The 21,841-nt window shown below is 73.0% G+C and carries 19 protein-coding genes; 10 read left to right on the plus strand and 9 right to left on the minus strand.

Going from position 1 to position 21,841, the window contains the following annotated elements:
- Window positions 1–59: 59 nt before the first annotated feature.
- Complete coding sequence (locus tag ACFVXG_RS37970) at window positions 60–437, minus strand: nuclear transport factor 2 family protein (RefSeq protein WP_387934493.1); 378 nt, start codon at window positions 435–437, stop codon at window positions 60–62.
- A gap of 181 nt (window positions 438–618) precedes the next feature.
- Here ACFVXG_RS37970 and ACFVXG_RS37975 point away from each other — a divergent pair, with 181 nt between their 5' ends.
- Entirely contained in the window at window positions 619–1,974 is a 1,356-nt protein-coding gene (locus ACFVXG_RS37975; RefSeq protein WP_387934494.1) for an MATE family efflux transporter, read from the plus strand.
- On the opposite strand, the gene ACFVXG_RS37980 is transcribed toward ACFVXG_RS37975, so the two are convergent.
- Window positions 1,971–4,301 (minus strand): ATP-binding protein, encoded by a 2,331-nt coding sequence (locus ACFVXG_RS37980; RefSeq protein WP_387934496.1) that lies wholly within the window; start codon window positions 4,299–4,301, stop codon window positions 1,971–1,973. The genes ACFVXG_RS37975 and ACFVXG_RS37980 overlap by 4 nt on opposite strands.
- Window positions 4,302–4,679: 378 nt before the next feature.
- Between ACFVXG_RS37980 and ACFVXG_RS37985 the strand changes: the two genes are divergently transcribed.
- Both ACFVXG_RS37985 and ACFVXG_RS37990 read left to right on the plus strand, forming a co-directional pair.
- The gene (locus ACFVXG_RS37985; RefSeq protein WP_387934497.1) at window positions 4,680–6,032 is read left to right on the plus strand and encodes an MFS transporter; all 1,353 of its coding nucleotides are present in this window, start codon (window positions 4,680–4,682) and stop codon (window positions 6,030–6,032) included.
- A gap of 60 nt (window positions 6,033–6,092) precedes the next feature.
- The gene (locus ACFVXG_RS37990) at window positions 6,093–6,941 is read left to right on the plus strand and encodes an SAM-dependent methyltransferase (protein WP_387934498.1); all 849 of its coding nucleotides are present in this window, start codon (window positions 6,093–6,095) and stop codon (window positions 6,939–6,941) included.
- A gap of 76 nt (window positions 6,942–7,017) precedes the next feature.
- Here the strand turns inward: ACFVXG_RS37990 and ACFVXG_RS37995 are convergent, their stop codons facing one another.
- Complete coding sequence (locus tag ACFVXG_RS37995; protein WP_387934500.1) at window positions 7,018–8,601, minus strand: MFS transporter; 1,584 nt, start codon at window positions 8,599–8,601, stop codon at window positions 7,018–7,020.
- A 127-nt stretch (window positions 8,602–8,728) separates the two neighbouring features.
- Here ACFVXG_RS37995 and ACFVXG_RS38000 point away from each other — a divergent pair, with 127 nt between their 5' ends.
- Entirely contained in the window at window positions 8,729–9,415 is a 687-nt protein-coding gene (locus ACFVXG_RS38000) for a TetR/AcrR family transcriptional regulator (RefSeq protein ID WP_387934501.1), read from the plus strand.
- A gap of 36 nt (window positions 9,416–9,451) precedes the next feature.
- Here the strand turns inward: ACFVXG_RS38000 and ACFVXG_RS38005 are convergent, their stop codons facing one another.
- Window positions 9,452–10,636, minus strand: a complete 1,185-nt coding sequence (locus ACFVXG_RS38005; protein WP_387934503.1) for a CapA family protein — start codon at window positions 10,634–10,636, stop codon at window positions 9,452–9,454.
- Between the two features lie 294 nt (window positions 10,637–10,930).
- On the opposite strand from ACFVXG_RS38005, the gene ACFVXG_RS38010 reads away from it, so the two are divergent.
- Entirely contained in the window at window positions 10,931–11,572 is a 642-nt protein-coding gene (locus ACFVXG_RS38010) for a DUF4360 domain-containing protein (protein ID WP_387934505.1), read from the plus strand.
- A 755-nt stretch (window positions 11,573–12,327) separates the two neighbouring features.
- The gene (locus ACFVXG_RS38015; RefSeq protein WP_387934506.1) at window positions 12,328–13,443 is read left to right on the plus strand and encodes a methyltransferase domain-containing protein; all 1,116 of its coding nucleotides are present in this window, start codon (window positions 12,328–12,330) and stop codon (window positions 13,441–13,443) included.
- A 30-nt stretch (window positions 13,444–13,473) separates the two neighbouring features.
- Here the strand turns inward: ACFVXG_RS38015 and ACFVXG_RS38020 are convergent, their stop codons facing one another.
- Complete coding sequence (locus ACFVXG_RS38020) at window positions 13,474–13,740, minus strand: hypothetical protein (protein WP_387934508.1); 267 nt, start codon at window positions 13,738–13,740, stop codon at window positions 13,474–13,476.
- 240 nt (window positions 13,741–13,980) lie between these two features.
- Here ACFVXG_RS38020 and ACFVXG_RS38025 point away from each other — a divergent pair, with 240 nt between their 5' ends.
- A complete protein-coding gene (locus tag ACFVXG_RS38025; protein ID WP_387934509.1) occupies window positions 13,981–14,136 on the plus strand; it encodes a hypothetical protein in 156 nt (51 codons plus the stop codon).
- Window positions 14,137–14,266: 130 nt separating this feature from the next.
- On the opposite strand, the gene ACFVXG_RS38030 is transcribed toward ACFVXG_RS38025, so the two are convergent.
- The 3 genes from ACFVXG_RS38030 to ACFVXG_RS38040 all read right to left on the minus strand — a co-directional run bounded on the left by ACFVXG_RS38030 (window position 14,267) and on the right by ACFVXG_RS38040 (window position 16,709).
- Window positions 14,267–15,277, minus strand: coding sequence for a quinone oxidoreductase family protein (locus ACFVXG_RS38030; RefSeq protein ID WP_387934511.1), 1,011 nt, complete (start codon window positions 15,275–15,277; stop codon window positions 14,267–14,269).
- A 316-nt stretch (window positions 15,278–15,593) separates the two neighbouring features.
- Window positions 15,594–16,037: a hypothetical protein gene (locus tag ACFVXG_RS38035; RefSeq protein WP_387934512.1), complete on the minus strand. Its 444-nt coding sequence runs from the start codon at window positions 16,035–16,037 to the stop codon at window positions 15,594–15,596.
- 33 nt (window positions 16,038–16,070) lie between these two features.
- Window positions 16,071–16,709 (minus strand): nucleotidyltransferase domain-containing protein, encoded by a 639-nt coding sequence (locus tag ACFVXG_RS38040; RefSeq protein WP_387934513.1) that lies wholly within the window; start codon window positions 16,707–16,709, stop codon window positions 16,071–16,073.
- Window positions 16,710–16,936: 227 nt separating this feature from the next.
- On the opposite strand from ACFVXG_RS38040, the gene murJ reads away from it, so the two are divergent.
- The 3 genes from murJ (at window position 16,937) to ACFVXG_RS38055 (ending at window position 21,336) form a co-directional block, all read left to right on the plus strand.
- Window positions 16,937–18,505, plus strand: a complete 1,569-nt coding sequence (gene murJ, locus ACFVXG_RS38045; protein WP_387934523.1) for a murein biosynthesis integral membrane protein MurJ — start codon at window positions 16,937–16,939, stop codon at window positions 18,503–18,505.
- 115 nt (window positions 18,506–18,620) lie between these two features.
- A complete protein-coding gene (locus tag ACFVXG_RS38050; RefSeq protein ID WP_387934515.1) occupies window positions 18,621–20,264 on the plus strand; it encodes a purple acid phosphatase family protein in 1,644 nt (547 codons plus the stop codon).
- Between the two features lie 160 nt (window positions 20,265–20,424).
- Window positions 20,425–21,336, plus strand: a complete 912-nt coding sequence (locus ACFVXG_RS38055; RefSeq protein ID WP_387934516.1) for a DUF1906 domain-containing protein — start codon at window positions 20,425–20,427, stop codon at window positions 21,334–21,336.
- A 28-nt stretch (window positions 21,337–21,364) separates the two neighbouring features.
- On the opposite strand, the gene ACFVXG_RS38060 is transcribed toward ACFVXG_RS38055, so the two are convergent.
- Entirely contained in the window at window positions 21,365–21,700 is a 336-nt protein-coding gene (locus ACFVXG_RS38060; protein ID WP_387934518.1) for a hypothetical protein, read from the minus strand.
- Between the last annotated feature and the right edge of the window lie 141 nt (window positions 21,701–21,841).

Genomic DNA, 21,841 nt, shown 5'->3' on the forward strand with positions numbered 1-21,841 from the left:
CGCGCCGCCACACCCACGAAAGGGCGCGCACACCCCCACGACCGCCGCACGAGGACGGCTCAAGTATAGGGCGGCGCCATAAACCCCCCGAAGACGATGACCTGGTCGATGAGGTTCCGCCGCAGATGGACGACGTCTGTTCCCGACAGGCGGGGGCCTCCGGCCGGGGTGGTGAAGACCCACCGGTACCGGGCCCACTCGTCAGGCATGTCCACCGCTGAGCAGCGCGCCATCGTGCCGGTCCCCGCCGGGTGGCGCCGGAGGTCCAGCACGAACCGTTCGACCGCCGCGATTCCCTCGCTGCGGCCCAACGGCCCCCAGAAGACCACGTCCGAGGTCAGGGCCTGGGAGAGCAGGGCAGTCACATAGCTGTCGTCCGAGGCGTTGAACGCGGAGATGAAGGTGTCGATCGCGGAGCGTGCCGTCTCTTCCTGCATGCCCTACTAATACCAGCAGTTGTGCGTGCGCTGGTGCACGGCAGCGGCCTGAACCGGCGGGCCTCCGTGGACATTCCTCGGGGAATGTCGATAGCGTCCCGCGACTCCTCGCCCTTCACGCCCAGCCGTCGCACTCCCGGAGGTCCGTGTGTTCTCCCTGGCCACCCAGGAAAGAAGGGACGTGTGGCGCACCATAGCGGGCCTCGCTGTTCCGCTCTTGGTGGCCGAGTCCCTCAACTTCGCCGTCCAGCTCGGCATCGTCGCCGTTCTGGGGCGGATGGGGGACGACGCCGTCTACCTCCGCTCCTTGTACCAGCCGGTCAGCCTCGTCGTCCTCGCCGTGACCGTGGGCTTCGCGGTCTCCCACCAGGTCGCCGCCGCGATCAGCAAGGGGGCCGGGCGTCCCCGGGACGTCATGGCGAACGCCGCCAGCCTGGCCAGGTTCTGGCTCGGGCTCGGCGCGGCCTTGTACCTGCTCCTCGCGATCGCGGCTCCCCTGCTGACCGGTCTCCTCCAGGTGGACGCCGAGCAGCGGGACACGTTCGTCTCATTCCTGCGGTGGACCAGCGCCGCCAGTCTGCCGGCCGTCGGGGCGGAGCTCTGCGCGGCCGGCCTGCGCGGCTACGGGTACGTGCGGCACGCCACCCTCCTGGTCGTCGGCACGGCGGGCGTACGGATCGGCCTCGTGGCCGGCCTCGGGCTCGGCACCGGGGTCGGGATCGCGGCGGTGCCCGTCGCCGAGGCGACCGCGGGTCTGACCGGCCTGGCCATGGGCCTGGTGCTGCTGCGCCGCACCGAGCTGTGGCATCCGTCGGCCGTCCTGGTCTGGCGGCGCGAAGTCCTCACCGACCTGCGCCGCATCGGCGTGCCCATCGCCCTGTCGCTCCTCCTGATCTCCGCGTACAACCTCGCGGTCATCCGCGTCCTCGGGGACTACGGGCAGGACGCCGTGGCCGGGTTCACGGTCGTGTCCACCGTGCAGAACGTCGTACTGCTGCCCGGAACGGTCCTGGGCACGGCCACCGCGATCACCATCAACCAGCAGCGGGGAAAGGGCGATTGGCGACGCATACGTGCACTGATGCGCGGTGGCATCGAGGTCACCGTCATCGCCTACGCGGCGATCGCGGTGCTGGTGTGGCTGGTGCACGACCCGCTGGCGCGGCTGATCGGCGGCGACGCCGGGGTGGCCGCAGCCGCCGGAAGGTACCTGGGTGCCGTGGCGCTCACCTACGCCGTCCAGGGCCCCGTGCTCACCTCGCTGACCGTCATGGAGGAGACCGGCGGCGGCTTCCGGGCCATCGTGCTCAACGCCGTCTACTTCGGCCTGATCGTCGCGGTCAGCGCCGCTTCGGCACACGCCGCCGGCAGCGCGGACGGCTTCTACGCGGCGGTGGCGTACGGCAATCTGATCGGGGTGAGCGTGCCGCTCATCGCCGTTCGGCACATCCGGAGACTGTCAGCGGAGGGCGGCGCCGCCCGGCAAGGAACGGGTCGGTCCGCCACCCGCCCGCGGGAACTGTCAGACACGCCTTAGGGCCGGCCGGTGGCGTCGAGGCGGTGGAGGCGGGCGCGGACGGCGTCGGCGTCGCGGTGTTGGAGGTCCTCCAGGATGGCCAGGCCGCGGGTCCAGTCGGCGCGGGCGGCGTCGGTGTCGCCGAGGGCGAGGTGGGTGTCGCCGAGGTGGGTGTGGATGTCGGCCTGGAGGAAGTAGTCGCCGACCGCCCGGCGCAGGCTCAGGGACTCCCGGTAGGCGGGCAGGGCCTCCTGGTACTCGCCGAGCTGGTGGTGGATGAAGCCGATGCTGTCCCAGATGGACGACTGGCCGGGCAGGTTGCCGACCTCGCGGGCCAGCTCCAGGCCGCGTCGGCAGTGGGGGAGTGCCTCGCGCAACTCGCCCTGCTGGGCGAGGTACCAGCCGATGCTGTTGAGGGCGAGGGCCTGCCCGGAGGGGTCGCCGATGGACTCGAACAGCTCCAGGGCCCGCCGGGACTCGGCGACCGCCTCGGCGTCGGCCCGTACCTCGCCGTGGGCGATGGCGAGGTCGAGCCTGGTGCGGCCCTCGCGCGGCCGGTCGCCGAGTGCCTCGAACAGGCCGAGGGCCAGGCGCAGTTCGCGCTGGGCCTCGGGCTGGCGGTCCTGGGAGCGGTGCACCTGGCCGAGCCAGCGGTGGGCGTGGGCCCGGCGGCCGAGGTCCCCGGTGCGTTCGGCGGCGGCCAGCGCGGTCTCGCTCGCCCGCTGCCACTGCTGCCACAGCCCCGACTTGAGCAGGTAGGGCACCTGGGCGCCGACCAGCTGCCAGGTGTGGACGTCGGACCCGGCCGCGTGCGAGGAGTCGACGACCCGCTCCAGCACCGGCTGCTCCTCCCGGTACCAGGCGAGTGCCCGCTGCCGGTCGCCGAGCTCCTCGGGCGTCACCCCGGCGGCGGGGCCGGCGAGGTCGAGCGGCTGCCAGGCGGCGTCGTCGGCGTAGGCGAGGCAGGCCGCCCGGTGCGCGGTGTGGAGGTAGTGGTCGAGCATCCGCCGGGTCGCTCCCGCCCGTCCGTCCGGCGGTTCGAGGGCGGCCGCCTGCTCGGCGGCGTACGCGCGCAGCAGGTCGTGGAAGGTGTACCGGCCGTGCTCCGGCGCGGTGATCAGGTGGGCGCGGTGCAGGTCTTCCAGCAGGGCGCGGGTCCGGGACAGCGAACGGCCCGCCAGGCTGGCGGCCGCCGCCACGCTGATGGTGGGGCCCGGGTGCAGGCCGAGCAGCCTGAACAGCCGGGCGGCCTGCGGGGCCAGCGCGCGGTAGGACCAGGAGAGCACCACCCGGACGTCGGCACGGCTGTCACCGGCCGAGAGCAGGTCCAGGCGCATCCGGGAGTCGCGCAGTTCGCGCGCCCAGACGTCGAGCGGGGTGCCGGGGTGGTCGGCCGCCCGGGCGGCGGCGATGTTCAGCGCGAGCGGCAGCCGGGCGCACAGCTCGATCAACTCGTCGGCCGCGTCCTGCTGTTCGTCGACGGTGGCGGCGCCGAGGCGGCGGGCGAACAGTTCGCGGGCCTCCTCGCGGGAGAGTACGTCCAGGGCCAGCGGCACGGCGCCGTCCAGGGCGACCAGCCCGGGCAGCCGGTTCCGGCTGGTGACCACGACCAGGCAGGTGGGGGAGCCCGGCAGCAGTGGGCGGACCTGTTCCGCCTCCCGGACGTTGTCCAGCACGATCAGCGTCCGGGTGCCCGCCAACCGACTGCGCAGGAGGGCGAGTTGCCCGTCCGGGTCGGCGGGGACGCGCAGGGCCGGGACACCCAGGGCGTCCAGGAAGCCGCGGGCCACCTCGGCGGCGTCGACGGGGGTCCGGGCCGGGTCGAAGCCCCGGAGGTTGGCGAAGAGCTGGCCGTCGGGGAAGCGGTCGGCCACCCGGTGGCCGAAGTGCACGGCCAGGGTGGTCTTGCCGACACCGGCGGTGCCGGCGATCGCCGAGATCACCACCGCACCGCAGCCGGGGGTCACATCGGCCAGCAGGGCGTCGAGGACCCGGAGTTCGGGGGCCCGACCGGTGAAATGGCGGATGGCCATCGGGAGTTGCCGCGGGCCCGACTGCGCGGCGGGGAGCGGCGGCCGAGCGGGGAGCGGCGGCGCCTCGTCGGGTGCCGGTACGGCCTCCGGCGCGTCGCCGTCCCGGACGGCGGTCAGCCACCGGGCGCGGGTGTCCGGGTCGACGCCGAGGGCCTCGGCGAGCCGGACCACCGAGGACATCCGCGGCCGGCGCCCGCCCGCCTCCAGCGCGCTGATCGACCGGGCCGAAACCCCCGAACGGTCCGCCAGTTCGTCCTGGCTCCAGCCCATCGACAAGCGTCGCTCCCGCAGCAGCGCAGCGAAAACCGCAGCCACCACCCGTACCTCCGGATCCCCGGCGAACCGTGTCGCCGTCCCGCCCGGCCGACCCGGATCGCGGATGAGCGTAGTCCCCCGCGGGCCAAGTGTCAGGTCAACGTCAGGTCAACGTCGTGGTCGGGGCCGCAGCGCCGCGAGGATGATGAACGCCCGTCGGCCCGGCGGCGAGGCGCGGTTACGGGGGTACCGCGGCTCGGCCGGGCCGGTACCGGACGCCCGGCGGGGCGATGCCGAGCCGATGGCGGGTCGGTACCGGGCCTTCGGCGGGGCGATCCTGAGCCGGTGCCGGATCCTCGGCAGGCAGACGGCGAGCCGCCACCCGGACGTCCGTTCAACCCGATTCCGCCGCTGGTCGAACGGTGTCATGCTGACGCCATGACAGATCGCATCGATACCGCCCCGGCCCGCGACGGGGTGCACGACGGGGGCCGGCGGCGGGAGTTGGCGGCGGCGACGGTGGGGTCCGTGGTCGAGTCCTTCGACTGGAACATCTACGCCGTGCTCGCCCCCTACTTCGCCGCCGACCTCTTCGGACACGGCAAGGGCGGGGTCAGCGGCACGCTCGCCGCGTACGCCACCTTCGCGGTCGGCTTCGGGGCCCGGCCGATCGGCTCGTTCCTGATCGGCCGGCTCAGCGACACCCGGGGGCGGCGGTTCGCGCTCAGCCTCGGCATGGCCGTGATCGCCGTCGCCAGCCTGGGCCTCGCCGCGCTGCCCGGGCAGCGGACGATCGGCGTCTGGGCGGCGGTGCTGGCCGTGGTGGTGCGGGTGGTGCAGGGGCTCGCCTTCGGCGGGGAGGCGCCGAGCGTGGCCGCGTACATGACGGAGACGGCGCCGCCCCGGCACCGCTTCGCGTTCAGTTCGGTCTCCTACGGCGGGATCATCCTGGGCTCGCTGCTCTCCTTCGGGGTGCTCACCCTGCTGATCCACACCATCGGCAAGTCCGGCCTGGAGAACGGTGGTTGGCGCTGGGGCTTCCTGGTCGCCGCGCTGCTGGGGCTGGGCGCGGTGTGGGTGCGGCGGGCCGCGCCGGAGAGCGCCGAGTTCCACCGCGCCCGGGCCGCGGCGAAGCCGGGCGCGCGCCCGCCGTTCCTGCGCACGCTCCGCGACCACCGCTGGGCGGTGCTCACCGTCTTCCTCAACACCCTGGGCGGCACGGTCGGTTACTACTTCGCGCTGACCTACCTGCCGCAGTACGCCGCCGCCTACCACGTCATCGACAAGGAGCAGGCGGCCTCCTTCATGACGGTCGTGCTCGCCGTCGTCCTGGTCACCATGCTGCTCACCGGTGCCGCCGCCGACCGCTTCGGCCTGCTGCCGGTCGCCCGGATCGGCTTCGGACTGCCGATCCCGCTGGTCGGCTTCCTGCTGGCCGGGCTGCGCGGGGGCTGGTTGCCGTTCCAGGTGGTGGCCGTGCTGCTGGGGATGATGGTGGCGACGGTGCTCGGCACGCTCAACGTGTTCACCGGCCTGCTGTTCCCGACCGAGGTGCGGGCGGTCGGCCTCGGGGTGGTCAACGCGGCCACCATCGCCGCGTTCGGCGGCACCTTCCCGCTGCTGGCCGAGTGGTTGGACCACCACGACGGCCTCGGGCTGATCCCGTTCTACGTCACGGTCTGCACGGCGGGCCCGGCCCTGGGTCTGCTGACGGCGATGCGGGTGCCCTCGTTCACCTCCGCGCTACGGGAGGCGGAAGGTGACATTCAGCGGACACCGGGAACCGCCTGACGGACGTTCACGTCCTGTGGTTGAGTGGTCCGGACCAAACGCCGGACGGGGAGGGCGACAATGGACGGCAACGGACCGGACAGCTGGCTGATCGACGCGGATTTCGAGCAGCCGCCGCAGGTGGACCTGCGGACGGACCGGGCGCACTCCGCGCGGGTCTACGACTACCTGCTCGGCGGGAAGACCAACTTCCCCGCCGACCGCGAGGTCGGCGACCGGGTGCTGGCCGACCTTCCGGAGGCCCGGGTCGGTGCCGCCGCCGCCCGCGCCGTGATGCACCGGATGGTGCGCCGGCTGGCTGAGGAGCACGGCATCCGCCAGTTCCTGGACGTGGGCACCGGCATCCCCACCGCGCCGAACCTGCACGAGATCGTCCAGGCGGTCGACCCGGCCTGCCGGGTGGTGTACGTGGACAACGACCCGATCGTGCTGGCCCATTCGCGCGCGCTGCTCAGCAGCACCCCGGAGGGGCGCACCGCCTACGTCGAGGGCGACCTGCGCGAGCCGGAGAAGTTCCTGGCCGACCCGGCGGTGGCCGGCACCCTGGACCTGACGCAGCCGGTCGCGCTGACGCTGATCAACATCGTGCACTTCCTCTCCGACGAGGCCGCGCACCCGCCCGTCCGCAAGCTGGTGGACGCCCTGCCCTCCGGCAGCTTCCTGGCCCTGAGCGCCGGCACCGCCGACAACGCGCCCAAGGCGGCGGAGGCGGGGGTGCGGCGCTACGCGGAGGCCGGGATAGAGGTCCACGCGCGTTCGCACGCCGAGGTGGAACGTTTCTTCACCGGGTTGGAGCTCGACGACCCGGGCGTGGTCCTGATCAACCACTGGCACCCCGAGCTGGGCGGGCCCTCGGAGCAGTTCGACGCCCCGGTCTCGGTCTACGGCGGCGTGGGGCGCAAGCCGTAACGCTCCCGTAGACGTCGGGCCTGTCGGTTCGTCGCGGATCGTGCCGTCACGGATCGTTCCGTCACGGATCGGTCCGTCATGGACGCTGCCGAGGCACGCGTCCGTGACGGACCGGTCGTTCCCGGACGTCCGGCCGTTCCCGGAGGAACAGGGACAGCACTGCCGGGACGACCATCACCCAGGCGGCGATCGCGAACACCGTGTGGGTGGAGGAGACGATCGCGTCCAGTGCGACGCGCTTCTGCTCCGGGTCCAGGGTGGGCAGCGCGGCCGTGTTCAACCGGCCGTCGGCGTCGGCGGCGCCCGCCGCACGGCTGAGTTTCGAGGCGAGTTCGCGGTTGAGCACGGTGCCGAACATCGCCAGGCCCGCCGAGGCGCCGAGCTGCTGGGCGAAGCGCACGGAGGTGGTGGCCACGCCGAGGTGCTCGGGGGCGACGGCGCTCTGAGTGATCATCAGGCCGATGCCCAGGCAGAGCCCGAGCCCCAGGCCGAGCAGGAACAGGCCGAAGCCGAGGAACCAGAGCGGGGTGTCGGTCCCCAGGCCGGTGAAGACCACCATCGCGGCGGCGACCAGCAGGTGACCGGCGAGCAGCTGGTACCGGTACCGGCCGGCCATCCTGACCATGGCCTTCCCGGAGAGCGCGCCGACGATGATCATGCCGACGGCCATCGGGAAGAACAGCAGGCCGGCGCCGGCGGGGGTGAGCCCCCGGGCCTCCTGGAGGTAGCCGGCCAGGTAGGCCACCGAACCGGCCAGGCCGATGCCGCCGAAGAAGCCCAGCGGCACCATGACGCGGAAGACCGGGTTGCGTAGCAGGGCCGGTGTGAAGATCGGCTCGGCCGCGGTGGTCTGACGCCAGGTGAACGCGGCCAGCAGGACGATCGCGGCGGCGCCCAGTCCCTCGATGGTCGGCGAGGTCCAGGCGTAGTCCTTGCCGCCCCACTGGGAGATCATCAGCAGCGCGCTCGCCGCCGCGGCGATCAGGCCGGCGCCCAGGAAGTCGATGCGGCGCCTGACCGGCGTCACCGGGAGCCGGACCAGCAGTACGGACGTGACGAAGGCGGCCACTCCCAGCGGGATGTTGAGGTAGAAGGCCCAGCGCCAGTTCAGGTGGTTGGCGACCAGCCCGCCAGCCGCCGGGCCGAGCACGATGCCCAGGCCCACCATGATCCCGCCCATGCCCGCCTTGCCCGACCCCTCCGCCGCCGCTGCCTCGCCCGGCCTTGTCAGCAGCCCGAGGACCACCATGGTCACGGACATCAGTCCGCCGCCGCCCACGCCCTGCACGGCCCGGAAGGCGATGAGCTCGGGCAGGTTCTGCGCGAGGCCGCACAGGACCGATCCGGCGAGGAAGATGCCGAGCGAGAACAGGTAGACGCGCTTGGCGCCGTGGACGTCGGCCAGCTTCCCGTACAGCGGGAGCACGATGCAGTCGGCCAGCGTGTAGGCCGTCAGCAGCCACGGCAGGTGGTCCACGCCGTGCAGTGGGTCGAGCTCCTTGACCATCGTCCAGGACACCGCGCTGACGATGTTCTGGTCGAGCAGGCCCAGTAACAGGGTGGCGAAGCAGCCCGCCACGGCGATCACCACGTGCCTGCGGCTCATCGGCGGACCGGCGCCCTCCCCGGGCGGCGCCCCGACCATGGCTGTGCTGCGCATCAGAACCTCCTCCTGGGTGCGGTCGCCCCGTGGCGACCTCGACCTCCCGAGGAGATTCTTATAGTCACTAAAAGACTGTTGTCAATAAAAGTTTTGAGCGACATAAGCGAAGTGGTAGCGTGCCGACATGAGCAACGGGAGTAACGGGAGCGACGGGACCGGCGGTCTGCGGGAGCGGAAGAAGCAGCAGACACGGCGTGTCGTCTCCGAGGCGGCGATCGCGCTGTTCCTGGAGCGCGGCTTCGACGACGTCCCCGTCTCCGAGGTCGCGGCGGCGGCCGAGGTCTCGACGATGACGGTCTTCAACCACTTCCCGACCAAGGAGGACTTGGTCCTGCACCGCTTCGAGGACCACTTCGACGACATCGTCGCCGTCGTCCTCGGCCGGGCCCCCGGCGAGTCCGCGGTCGGGGCGCTGCGCCGGCACTTCCTGGCCGCACTCGACCGGCACGACGTGGTGACCGGTCTCGACGACGACCCTCACGTCCTCGCCTTCCACCGGATGGCGCTCGCCGCGCCGAGTCTGCGGCTGCGCGTCCTGGAGCAGTCCACCCGTACGGTCGAGGCGCTCGCCACCGCGCTCGCCGAGCAGGCCGGAGCCGGTCCGGGGGACGTCGCGGCGCGTACGGTGGCGTATGCGGTCGCGCGTACGGTGGCGGCCCAACTGTGCGGGGTCCAGGCCGAGTTGGTCCGGGAGAACGTCCGACGGCTGGCGGCCGGGGAGACGGCCGAGGCGGTCCGTCCGGATGCGGTGGCCGCCGCGCGGCAGGCGTTCGACCTGCTGGAGCACGGGCTGGGCGGCTACTGCGTGTGAGCTGCGGGCCGCCGGCCGCGGGCTCGTGCCAGGCCGTCACTGCGCCATGGTGAGCCCCGCCGTGCCGGCGCCGCGGCTGAGCACCATCGTGCGGATGTGGTCCAGCGCGTGGGCCCAGTCGGCGCGGCCGGGGTTGCGGCGGACGGCCTCGCGCAGGTCCAGCACCCGGTAGGGCGGGCCGAGGTCGGTGATCTGCGGGATGAACTCGGCCCGGCTCACCGTCCACCGCTGCCCCGGCCCGGCCGGTGGGCTGACGGTGAACCGGGCGATCGAGCTCCAGTTGCCGCGCGGGTCCTCGGTGTCGCCGTGGGTGAACATGTGCCCGGCGAGCTGGTCGCCGAGGCCGTAGACCGTCCAGGTGTCGCCGATCTTCTCGTAGGCCTGGGGGATGTGGGCGTGGGTGCCCAGGATCAGGTCGACGTCGGGCCGGCCCGGGCCCTCGCCGGCTGCGGCGAGTTCGCGGGCCAGGGTGAGCTGCTGGTCGTTCGGGGCGTCCTGCCACTCTGTGCCCCAGTGGATGCTGACCACCACCAGGTCGGCGCCGTCGGCCCGGGCGGCGCGGGCGTCGGCGAGGATCCGGTCCCGGTCGATCAGGTTGACCGCCCAGGGCTCGTCCTTCGGCAGCGGGATGCCGTTGGTGCCGTAGCTGTAGGCGAGTTGGGCCACCGTAGCACCGCCCGCCCGCAGCAGCGCGGGCTTCCCGGCCTCCTCGGCGGTACGGGCCGAGCCGGTGTGGGCGAGGCCGACGGCGTCCATCGCGTCGAGGGTGCGGCGGATGCCGGCCGGGCCGTCGTCCAGGGTGTGGTTGGACGCCGTGTCGCAGGACGCGTACCCGGCGTCCTTGAGTGCCTTGGCGACCTGCGGCGGGGACTTGAACGCCGGGTACCCGGTGAACGGGCCGCCGTCGGCGCCGTAGACGGTCTCCATGTGGCAGATCGCCAGGTCGGCGCCGCTGATCAGGGGTTTGACGCCGGCCAGCATGGCGGTGAAGTCGTAGCCGGTGCCGCCGGCGTCCTCCTTGGCCTGCTGGATGATCTCGGTGTGCGGCAGGACGTCGCCGGTGGCGACCAGGGTGAACGGCCGTGGCCCGGTCGGGGTCTGGCTGGGGGTCGGGTTCGGCGTCGGTGCCTGGTCGGGCGTCGGCGTCGGGGCGCCGCATCCCGGGAGGGCGATCAGCAGGGCGAGGGCCGGGACGGCGGTCAGGCGGCGGGGGAGGGGCATGGTCGGCTCGTCTCACGATCGGAAGGTGTGATCAGCCCTCCGACTATGCGGGCCCCGTTCCGCTTGCCGTCCGCCCCACGCCCGCAGGTCACCCGGGGGGCCGCCGGGCCCGTTGATAGTGACCATGCGTCATCTCTTGTGTACCGTCCGCGCGGTGTGCTGACATATCCACGTCAAATCCGAGGGGGTTGTGCGGGCCGCGCCCGGAGCGCGGTCGTGCCGCCTGCCTCCGTGTCGCCGCACCTCCGCACCTCCGTGCCTCCGTGCCTCCGTGGACGATCGAAGGGGAAGCCCATGCTGCTCCGCGCCCTGGCCGTCACCACCACCGTCTCCGCCGCACTGCTCGGCCCGTCGGCCTTCGGTGGCGACTCGCTGCCGACCCCGCCGGACCGGATCGTCATCGACGTCGCGACCGTCAACGGCTCCGGCTGTCCGGCCGGAACCGCCGCCGTCGCCGTCTCACCGGACAACACCGCCTTCACCGTGACGTACAGCAGCTACCTCGCCCAGGTGGGCGTCGGCTCCAAGCCCACCGACTTCCGGAAGAACTGCCAACTCGACCTGCGCGTGCACGTCCCCCAGGGCTTCACCTACGCCATCGCCTCCGCCGACTACCGCGGCTTCGCCCACCTCGAGCAGGGCGCGAGCGGCGTCGAACGGGCCAACTACTACTTCCAGGGCGACCCCCAGACCACCTACCAGAGCCACCGCTTCGACGGCCCGACGGACGACAACTGGCAGGCCACCGACAGCGTCGACGTCGCCGCCCTGGTCTTCGCCCCCTGCGGCGAGGAGCGCAACTTCAACATCAACACCGAACTGCGCGTCGCCGGCGGCAGCTCCGACCAGGCGCACACCACCAGCTTCATGACGATGGACTCGACCGACGGCAACATCAACACCGTCTACCACCTCGCCTGGAAGCACTGCCCCTGACCCCCGACCCGCCCCGGCCCCGGCGGAGCCCCGGCCGCCGGGGCCGCGGCGTGCCCGGACTTTCCCTGTTCGGGGGCTCGGCCCGCCGGATGACGGGGTGGCACCCCGCCATCCGGCCCGAGTCGCGGGCTGCTGGTCGGTAATGCTCAAGTGATCATCAGATCACCTTGATCGACGCTTCGCCATGTCCTTGGCTTGTACCCGGCCCGAGGTCGGGGCGGAGTGAGGCCGGGCCCGGTCCTCCGCCGCGGCAGCGGGCGTTCGACGCGTCGCCCTCACCCACCCTGAGACCGGCAAGGACCTCACCGTGCGTTCCCACCTGCTCAAGTCCAGCGCCATCGCCGCGATATGCGCCGCCGCCATCGGCATCGCCGGGGTCGGCACCGCCCAGGCCGCCGCCACCGACCACCGGGCGGCGGCCGCCACCCGGCTCGCCCAGGACGGCGCGCAGTGCACGGCGCGCTGCTCGAGCTGCTGGCGCAGGGCGACCGGGACGAGGCGCTCCGGCACCTGCGCCGGGCCACCGACCCGACCTCGCCAACGCCCACCTGCTGGTCAAGGAGCTGCAGCGGCCGACGGGCTGAGCCCACCGCGCCACGCCCGTACGGGGGTTGTCCGGCACCTTCGGTGCGCGCTGCCGCAGCGCTCCCGCACGCTCTTGACCCGCCGTCACCCACGGGGGAGCCTCCCGGGAGGGCATCGGCGCAGCGAGGAGACGGAGCACGGGCATGGAAGCTCGACGGGGGACGCCACACGTGACGCTCGCGCCCGCGCAGGGGTGGCCCTTCCCCGTCGACGAGGAGTGGGCGCAGGCCTTCGAGGCCGTGCCGCGCGCGCTGTTCCAGCCCGAGCTGGTGTGGGCGCACGACATGGCCACCGGCAGGAGCCGGGCCGTCGACCGGGGCGTCGACGAGCGGGGGTGGATGGCGGCCGCCGCCGCGGACATCCCGATCATCACCCAGTGGGACGACGGCGAGCACCGGGGAACCGAGCCCGGCACGGTGCCGACCAGTTCGGCCTCGATGCCGTCGCTGGTCGCTGCCATGCTGGCGGACCTCCAGGTGGAACCCGGGATGCGGGTACTGGAACAGGGCACCGGCACCGGCTGGAACGCCGCCCTGCTCGCCCACCGGCTCGGTGGTGACGCCGTGACCACGGTCGAGATCGACGCCGCCGTGTCCGCCCGGGCCCGCGCCGCGCTGCACGCGGCCGGCTACCGCCCGCACGTCGTCCGCGGGGACGGCGCGCTCGGCCACCCACTCGGCGCCCCGTACGACCGGATCATCGCCACCTACGGGCTGCGGGAGTTCCCGCAGCCCTGGATCGAGCAGACCCGCCCCGGCGGCCTGGTCCTGGCACCGTTCGGCACCCACTACTCCAACGCCGACGCCCTGGTCCGCCTCACCGTCCACGGCGACGGCACCGCGTCCGGCCGGTTCCGCCGGCCGGTCGAGTTCATGAAGATGCGCTCCCAGCGCCTGCGGTGGCCGCAGCATCCCGCCGCCGGCGGCACCGTCACCGAGCACACCACCACCGCGACACTGCCCGCGCACGGCCGGTTCGACCCGTTCCCGTTCGCTGCCGGGCTACGCCTTCGCGATGTCGTCCACGCCGTCCAGTCCCACCAGGACGGCGCCCGGACGCTGTGGCTCTACTCGTTGACCGTCCCGGCCTGGGCAGCGGCGACCTTCCGTGACGGCGAGAGCGAGCACCGCGTCCGCCAGTACGGCGGCCGCCGGCTGTGGGACGACTTCGAACGCACCCTCACCTGGTGGCGCGACGCCGACGAGCCCGGCGTCGAGCGGCTCGGACTCACCGTCGCCCCGGACGGCTGGACCGCCTGGCTGGACGACCCCGCCCGGACGATCTGACCGGCAAGGGCCGAGGGCGGAGGGGTCCGGTCAGGACTCCGGGGCCGGGTCGGCCTGCTCGATCCGGTGGATGAGTCGCTTGAGCCGGGCGACCTCGTCCCGCAGGGCTCGGTCGCCGGCCGGGCTGAGGGAGAGCCAGGTGCGGGCGCGTCTGCCTACGTGGAGGGCGCGGCCCGCTGGTGCAATCCGGAGGACGATCTGCCCGGCGCCTTCGAGGCCACCCGCGCGGTGCACTACGCCGTACTCCGCCGGCCCCTGAACCCGCAGGGCGTTCATCGCGGACCTGAAGAAGCGCATGACCGCGGCCCTGGACGGGCTCTCGGCGAGCGCTCGCGGACGGCTCGGCGGGCGGGGTGAAGGTCACCACCCGCAAGGGCGAGCCGTGGTTCACGTGCCGAAGCCGGAACCGCTGGCCGACCCCGCCGGCCTCCAGGCCCTCAAGGACGAGGTCGTTACGACGGTGAGGCGTCCTGGACCTCCTGGACGTGCTGAGGAACTCCGACTTCCTCACCGGCGTCGCCGAGGAGTTCTCCTCGGTTGCTGCGTACGAGCGCGTCGACCGCGACGTGCTCCAGCGGCCGCCTCCTGCTGGCCCTCTTCGTCCTGGGCACGAACACGGGCATCCGGGCGATCGTGGCGCCCTCCGCCGACCGCTACGGCCCGCTGTTCGCCGCGGACCTGGAAGGGGTGTGACCCGGATACGCCAGAAACCCGCCAGAACTTGGTCTTGGCCTGTTGAGTGCCTGACGCTGTCGGGGATCTTGGCGATGACGGTCGGCCGTGCCCTCCCAGTCTCCAAGATCCCCGACCTCGTCACCCGCGATCAGCTCTGCGTCTCCTCGCGGCGTCCGACAGCGGCCGCATCGGGTACGACGAGCAGCTTGCCGGTGGTACGCCGAGCCTCCAGATCGCTGTGGGCCAGGGCGGCCTCGGACAGTGCGTAGCGGCCCGTCACGGTGACCTCAAGCGCCTTGGAGCGCACCCACTCGAACACATCGGCGGCCCGTCGGAGCAGTTCGGAGCGATCGGCGATGTAGTCCCCGAGGCTGGGCCGGATCAGGGTCAGCGAACCGCCGTGGGCGAGCCGCATCGGATCGAACGGCGGCACGGCACCGCTTGCCGCGCCGAAGAGCACGAGATGGCCGCGGGTTCGCAGGCTGGCGAGGCTCGCGTCGAAGGTGTGCGCGCCGACGCCGTCGAAGACGACCGGCAGTCCCTGACCGCCGTTGAGCCGCCTCACCTCGGCTGCGAGATCGTCGACTGCGGAGGAAAGGATCACCTCGGCGGCCCCGGCACGCTTCGCCAGCTCGGCCTTCGCCGTGGTCGACGTCGTGCCGATCACCCTGCCGCCGAGATGGGTGATGAGCTGGGTCAGAAGCAGCCCCATGCCACCGGCAGCCGCATGCACGAGCACCGTGTCGCCCCCCTGGACCGGGTAGGCGTCCTTGACGAGATAGTGCGCGGTCATGCCTTGGAGGAGCGCGGCGGCGGCTGTCTCGAAGTCGATGTCGTCGGGCAGCGGCACCAGCCGGGAGGAGTCCACGACGGCCCGCTCGGCGTACGTGCCGGGTATCTCCACCCAACCGACCCGGTCCCCGACTGCGACGTCGGCGACGCCGGGCCCGACCTCGACGACCGTGCCGGCGCCCTCAGCGCCCGGGGTGAAGGGCAGCGGGACGCTGTACCGGCCTTCGCGGTGGTAGACGTCGAGAAAGTTGACCCCGGATGCGGCGACCTCCACGACCGCTTGGCCCGGGCCCGGCGTCGGTTGATCGATGTCGACCAGTCGCAGCACCTCGGGACCGCCCACTTCGGACATCTGAATCGCTCGCATGACCCCTCCTGAAACGGCAAACTTCCCTCGCCAACCCCACTCGTGGCGATCTTATTTCCACTCGCGGTGAGGCGTCGTAGCGTCACGTCCAGGTCAGCGACATGAAGCCGACCGTGCCGCAGCGCGCCGCATCGCGCCGCATCGTGCCGCCCGAGATCATGCCGCGAGGCAGAAAGCCTGTAGCCACGACAGCCCAACGCATGACGTGGTGAACCGCCGGCTCAACCCGAGATCAAGTTCTGGCGGGTTTCTGCCGTATCTGGGTCACACCCCGAGGAGCCGTTGGTCCCGGCAGATGCCGTGCCGGGTGACGCCGTCAGCCGTGGGCGTGGGAGTGGGGGACCGGCTGGCCGGTGACGGCGTCGGTCAGGGGGCGGGTGCCGAGCGGGTGGTGCAGGACGGCCTTGAGCTGGGCGATGCCGCCGTCCTCGCAGCCGATGTCCGGGCCGGAGGCGTCGCGGCGGTTCAGCAGCAGGGTGACCTGGTCGGCCGATTCCTTCACCACCAGGTCGGGCCGGTAGTCGCAGCCGCTCCAGGAGGCGTCCAGCGTGATCGTACGGTCGTCGGCTGCCACGGTGGTGTTCCGCGCGTCCGGGTCGCCCAGATCGATCCGGAGGAGGAGCGAGGCGGGCCGCCGCTTGTACGGGAGCGGGAAGTCGGATCCGCTCTCATCGACGCCCCAGACGTAGCAGGCCGCCACCCCGACGCAGATCAGCCCCACGGCTGCCATCGCTCGCCTGTCACCGGTGGTCAGTTCCATGTCCCGCTGCTCTCCTGTCAGTTGCCGGGCCGCTCACCCCGGCAAGGCCGCCAGCCAGGGATGGCCGGGGTGCACCTGCTCCAGCCACCCGCCGAGGGCCGCGCGCCGGGTGACGTCCAGTGACGGCAGTACGGCGTCGAAGTCCGCCTGGTCCTTGAGGCGCGTCGCCTTCGCCTTGAACAGCAGCACCAACTCCGGTGCCAGGTAGGGGATTCCGTCGGCCGTCCGCTCGATGATCGCATCGTACGGCAACCGTAGACGTGCGTCCCGGCGGCAGATCCAGGTCGCGCCCTCGTGGGGCTCGCGGAAGACGTCGAGCAGGAACTGCCCGCTCGACGGGTCCCGCAGCCAGGTCTGGTGGGTGGCCGCCAGTGCCGCCGCGTCCGCTGCGGGCCAGACCCGCCCGTAGCCGACCGCGTCGAACGCGTACTCGGGGAAGCGCTCCCGGAGTTCCGGGAAGCCTGCCGCGGGCAGGGCGATCTCCAGGTCGCCGTGCGGCCGGGTCCGCCGTCCGAGGAACAAGTCCAGTGCCCAGCCCGCCGCGACGCACCAGGTCGCGCCGAGCCCGTCCAACCGCTCCGCGGCCTGCTCCGGCCGCCACGCGTCGGCCCATCGGGCGGTCAGTTCGTCCGTACCGAGCACGATGCCGCCGGGCGGGAGGGAATCGGTCATCGGGACAACCTACCGCCGTAGCCGACCGGGCGCACCACTGGCCCGAACGGGCAGGGGAGGAAGTGGAGTTGGAGATCCATACGGCCGGGCTGGGCTTCGGACCGTAGATTGTGGCCATGATCGAGGAGACGACGCCCGAGCGGTCGGAACGGCCTGTTGCGGGGCACGGGAGGCATGCGGCTCCCAAGCGGGCCGGGGCCGGTGGGGTGGTGCGGTCCTCCGCCCTGATGGCTGCCGGGACGGTGGTGTCGCGGGCCACCGGGCTGGTCCGGCAGGTGCTGCAGGCCGCGGCCTTGGGCACCGGGCTGCTGGCCACCACGTACAACCAGGCCAACACGGTGCCCACCAGCCTGTACTTCCTGTTGATCGGCGGAGCGCTGAACTCCGTGCTGGTGCCCCAGCTGGTCAGGGCCCGGGTGGAGGACCCCGACGGCGGGGTCGCCTTCGAACAGCGCCTGGTCACGCTGGTGCTGTGCGTGCTGGGTGTCGGCAGCGTGCTGGCGACCTGGGCCGCTCCCGGGATCATCGGCATCTACCAGGACGACACCCCGGCCACCCACGAGGCGTTCGAACTCACCGTGGTCTTCGCCCGCTTCCTGCTCCCGCAGATCTTCTTCTACGGGGTGTTCGGCATCTTCGGGCAGACCCTGAACGCCCGGAACCGGTTCGGGGCGATGATGTGGACCCCGGTCCTGAACAACCTCGTGCTGATCACGGTGTTCGGCCTCTACCTCGGCCTGATGACGGCCCCGGCGAAGGTCGAGGACATCACCGGGGCCCAGGTCAGGCTGCTCGGCATCGGAACCACTGTCGCCCTGGCGCTCCAGGCGCTCGCCCTGGTCCCGTACGCCCGCGCGGCGGGCTTCCGGCTGCGGCCGCGCTTCGACTGGCGGGGCACCGGGCTGCGCAGGAGCGTGGGTGCGGCCCGCTGGACGCTGCTGTTCGTGCTGGCCAACCTGGTGGCCGGCACCGTGGTCACCCGGCTGGCCTCCGCCGCGGACTCCGCCCTGCCCGGCGACGGGGTCGGCTACACCGCCTACAGCTACGCCCAGCAGATCTGGATGCTCCCCCAGGCGGTCGTCACGGTGTCCCTGATCACCGTGCTGCTCCCGCGGATGAGCCGGGCGGTGGCCGAGCACCGTCTCGACGACCTGCGCGCCGACCTCTCCCGCGCGCTCCGGGTGAGCGGCGTCGTCATCGTGCCGGCGGCGTTCTTCTTCGCGGTCTTCGGCCCGCGGGTCGCGCGGCTGCTGTTCGCCCACGGGGCCGCCGACGCCGCGGCGACCGCCCCGCTGGGCCATATGCTGCAGGCCTTCGGGCTGGGGTTGATCCCGTTCTCGGCCCAGTACCTGCTACTGCGCGGCTTCTACGCCTTCGAGGACACCCGTACGCCGTTCCGCGTGGCGCTGTGGATCGGCGGTGTGAACATCGCCCTGGCGGTGGCCTGCCACCGACTGCTGTCCCCGCGGTGGGCGGTCACCGGCATGGCCGCCGCTTACGCCCTGTCGTACGCGGTCGGCCTGCTGCTCACGGCCCTGCGGCTGCGGCGCCGTACCGGGGGGCTGCTGGACGGCCGGCGCGTCTGCCGCACCTACGCCAAGTTGACGGCGGCCGCCGCCCTCGCCGGGGCGGTCGGCTGGTTCGCCGCACGTGCCTGCAACCAGGGCCTGGCGTCGGTCCCTTGGGTGTCGGCGGTCTCGCTGCTCGCGGGCGGCGTCGCGATGGCGCTGCTGTTCCTCGCCGCCGCACGGCTGCTGCGGATCGGGGAACTGCGCAGCCTCCCGGGGCTGCGCTGACCCGGGCCGACGCCTGCGGCGGGGAGCTGACCGGGCGTCGGAAAAGCGGTGGCCTCGTCATGCTCATGTCGTTACAGTGCTGCGGTCCGAACCCCCACTCGGCAGACGGAGCGTCATGACGATCGCACGCAGGTCCATCCTCAAGGGCACGTCGGCGGCCGGGGCCGCCCTGGTCGGCGGGGGTGCCGTCGCCGAGCCGGCGGCGGCGGACGACGGGGTGGCTGACGGGGCGACCGACCCGCCCGCGAGCCCGCTGCTGCAGACCAGGCCGCACCGGACCGGTGCGCCCGGGGTGAGCGGCCTGCACCTGCAGTTCGGCAGCGACCCGTCCGGTGAGATGACCGTCTCCTGGATCACCCCGCAGTCCGTCCGCCGCCCGCACGTGCGACTCGGCTCGCCCGAGGGCGGGCCCGGCACCGTGGTCGAGGCCGAGACCCGCACTTACCGGGACTCCCTCGGCAAGGACGAGGTGTACGTCCACCACGCCCGGCTCACCGGCCTGCGCCCGGCCACCACGTACCTCTACGCCGCCGGGCACGACGGCGCCACCCCCGAGACCGGCAGCTTCACCACCGCCCCGCGCGGCCGCACCCCGTTCACCTTCACCAGCTTCGGCGACCAGGCCACCCCCAACCTGCGCCGCCGGCTGGTCTTCCCCGACGGCATGCCCTCACCGCTCGGCAAGTACCCGGTGTACATGAGCAGCCAGATCGGCTCCCCGCACGCCGCCGACATCGTCGCCGCCGTCGAACGCGTCGGTCCGCTGTTCAACCTGGTCAACGGCGACCTCTGCTACGCCTCCTACGGCGGCCGGCACGGGCAGAGCCGCACCGCCATCTGGGCCGACTGGTTCATCAACAACAGCCGCTCGACCCGGCTGCGCCCCTGGATGCCCTGCGCCGGGAACCACGAGAACGAGGGCGGCAACGGCCCGATCGGCGCCGACGGCTACCAGACCTACTTCACCCTCCCCGACTCCACCGCCGACCGCGACCAGGAGACCCGGGGCATGTGGTACGCCTTCACCGTCGGCTCGGTGCGCTTCATCAGCCTCGCCAACGACGACGTCGCCATCCAGAACTCCGGCGAGACCTACCTGCGCGGCTACTCCGGCGGAGCCCAGCAGCGTTGGCTGGAGCGGGAGTTGCGTACGGCCCGGAGCAACCGGGGGATCGACTGGATCGTGGTCTGCATGCACCACCCGATGATCTCCAGCTCCAAGCACGGCTCCGGCAGCGACCTCGGCATCCGCGAGGCCTGGGGACCGCTGTTCGACGCCTACGGGGTCGACCTGGTGGTCAGCGGCCACGAGCACTACTACGAGCGCTCCCACCCCGTCCGCGGCACCCTGCCGAACGACGCCCGCACCCCGGTGCCCACCGGCACCGACCCGCGGCTGGCCGACACCGGCCGGGGCACCGTCCACATGGTCATCGGTGCGGGGGGCAACGCCGCCACCACCCAGGACGACCTGTTCGAGCGACCCCAGGGCCGGGTGGTGATCGGCCTGGAGGACAAGCCCGCGCCGGGCGCGCCGTACCGGGAGTCGATCTGGCTCACCGAGGACGCCCCCTGGGCCGCCTACCAGGACCGCACCCACACCCACGGTTTCGCCGCCTTCGAGGTCGACCCCGGCGACCGCCGCGGCGGCACCACCACGATGCGGGTCACCTACTACACCTTCGACGGCCCGCACGGCGACCTCACCCCGGTGGACACCTTCACCCTGCACCGCAGTCGCACCGACGGGCACGGCTGAGGCAAAGAGCGGGGGCGGAGGGCTGGGGCGGAGGGCCGGGGGGGCAAGGGGGCAAGGGTTTGCCCGCGGACCGGGGCCGGTGTCGGGAATACGGGTGAACGGGCACCGTGCGTCGGCACGGTGGCCCGCCCGCCCGGCCGTAGAGGGTTAGGACGGAGGGATGCGCCTTCTTCCCCCGACCGCGCTCCTCGCGGTCCCGCTCGTGCTGCTCCCCGCCACCGTCACCGCCACCGTGCCCGCCGCCGCCGCGACCGGCGGGGCGGCGCCGGCCGCCGTACGGGTGGCGGCGTCCCCGGCCGCGAGGCCCGCACCCCCGGCCGCCGCGCCGCCCGACGACGCCCCGGAACCGCCGCCCGAGTACCGGTACGCCGGGCCCGGCTTCGACGCCTGTACGGCCCCGCCGGTGGAGGCCCTGGACGTCTGGCGCACCGCCTCCCCGTACGGCGCGGTGAACATCTACAGCAGCGGCGGACAGCGCGGCTGCGCGCAGCCCCGGCTGACGCCGCAGTGGGTCGCCGAGGTGCGGGCGATGGGCTGGCAGCTGGTGCCCACGCACGTCGGGCTCCAGGCGCCCTGCGCCACTCGCCCGGACAAGCCGCTGCGGATCGACCCGGACCGGGCCGAGGAGCAGGGCGGGCAGGAGGCGGCCGAGGCCGCGGCGGCGCTGGGGGAGCTGGGGCTGGGGCCGGGCAGTCCGGTGTACCTCGACATGGAGGCTTACCCGACGGGCGACGCGGTCTGCAGTCGGGCGGTGGTCGACTTCACCGTCGGCTGGACCAAGGCCCTGCGGGCGGCCGGCTACCGGTCGGGCTTCTACTCCAGCATGTCCTCCGGCATCGCGGACCTGGTCGCCGCGGCCCGGGCCGGCCGCGGCCCGCTGCCGGACGCGATCTGGTACGCCCGTTGGGACGGTCGCCCGACCACCACCGGGCAGGACGGGCTGCCCGACGACCTGTGGGCCGGCAACCGCATCCACCAGTACCGGGGCAGCGCCGACGAGACGTACGGGGGCGTTACGCTCAGCGTCGACCCCGACGAACTGGACGGACCGGTGGCCGGCGGCGAGGCCTGAGCGCGGCGGCCACCGGGATCGCGCCGGTCTACCCGGGCAAGGCGTCGAGCTCAGGGCCGTCCGAAGCGGCCGGTGCGACCGGAGCCGGGGTGCGGGGTGCCGCGCCCTCCTCGACGGCGCGGCAGTTCCGGCAGGCGTTCCAGTGCGCACGTGGCCGACCCCGGTCGGTGGAGCGGTGCGGGGCGAGCGTCATGCCGGAGGTGTCCAGGCCGCACAGGGTGTGCGGGCCGCAGACGCCGGAGGCCTCCGCGGGGGCGGCGTGCGCGAGGCGCACCGGGTTCTCCGGATCGGCGGGCTGGTGGCCGGGGCCGAGGAGCCGGATGTTGGTAGGGATGTCGGGTTCGAGCACGATGACGGTGTTCATCTCATCAACGTCGTCGCAGAACCGGTGCGTTGCACGCGCACCGGGGCATCCGGACGAGTCGGGGCGGCGGCCGCGGCGGGGCGGCCCCCCCCCCCCCCGGGCCGTCGACCCGGGCCCAACCACGGGGAACAGCGCCCGAAA

It is taken from the genome of Kitasatospora sp. NPDC058162 (assembly GCF_042884005.1).
Taxonomy (GTDB): Bacteria; Actinomycetota; Actinomycetes; order Streptomycetales; family Streptomycetaceae; genus Kitasatospora.

Coding starts and splice junctions, on each gene's coding strand:
- ACFVXG_RS38005 (WP_387934503.1), bottom strand. CDS start 10,636: ATGCCCCTCCCCCGCCGCCTGACCGCCGTCCCGGCCCTCGCCCTGCTG.
- ACFVXG_RS38035 (WP_387934512.1), bottom strand. CDS start 16,037: ATGGAACTGACCACCGGTGACAGGCGAGCGATGGCAGCCGTGGGGCTG.
- ACFVXG_RS38055 (WP_387934516.1), top strand. CDS start 20,425: ATGCGCCTTCTTCCCCCGACCGCGCTCCTCGCGGTCCCGCTCGTGCTG.
- ACFVXG_RS37990 (WP_387934498.1), top strand. CDS start 6,093: ATGGACGGCAACGGACCGGACAGCTGGCTGATCGACGCGGATTTCGAG.
- ACFVXG_RS38050 (WP_387934515.1), top strand. CDS start 18,621: ATGACGATCGCACGCAGGTCCATCCTCAAGGGCACGTCGGCGGCCGGG.
- ACFVXG_RS38000 (WP_387934501.1), top strand. CDS start 8,729: ATGAGCAACGGGAGTAACGGGAGCGACGGGACCGGCGGTCTGCGGGAG.
- ACFVXG_RS37970 (WP_387934493.1), bottom strand. CDS start 437: ATGCAGGAAGAGACGGCACGCTCCGCGATCGACACCTTCATCTCCGCG.
- ACFVXG_RS38020 (WP_387934508.1), bottom strand. CDS start 13,740: ATGCGCTTCTTCAGGTCCGCGATGAACGCCCTGCGGGTTCAGGGGCCG.
- ACFVXG_RS38030 (WP_387934511.1), bottom strand. CDS start 15,277: ATGCGAGCGATTCAGATGTCCGAAGTGGGCGGTCCCGAGGTGCTGCGA.
- ACFVXG_RS38060 (WP_387934518.1), bottom strand. CDS start 21,700: ATGAACACCGTCATCGTGCTCGAACCCGACATCCCTACCAACATCCGG.
- ACFVXG_RS38040 (WP_387934513.1), bottom strand. CDS start 16,709: ATGACCGATTCCCTCCCGCCCGGCGGCATCGTGCTCGGTACGGACGAA.
- ACFVXG_RS37995 (WP_387934500.1), bottom strand. CDS start 8,601: ATGCGCAGCACAGCCATGGTCGGGGCGCCGCCCGGGGAGGGCGCCGGT.
- murJ (WP_387934523.1), top strand. CDS start 16,937: ATGGCTGCCGGGACGGTGGTGTCGCGGGCCACCGGGCTGGTCCGGCAG.
- ACFVXG_RS37985 (WP_387934497.1), top strand. CDS start 4,680: ATGACAGATCGCATCGATACCGCCCCGGCCCGCGACGGGGTGCACGAC.
- ACFVXG_RS38010 (WP_387934505.1), top strand. CDS start 10,931: ATGCTGCTCCGCGCCCTGGCCGTCACCACCACCGTCTCCGCCGCACTG.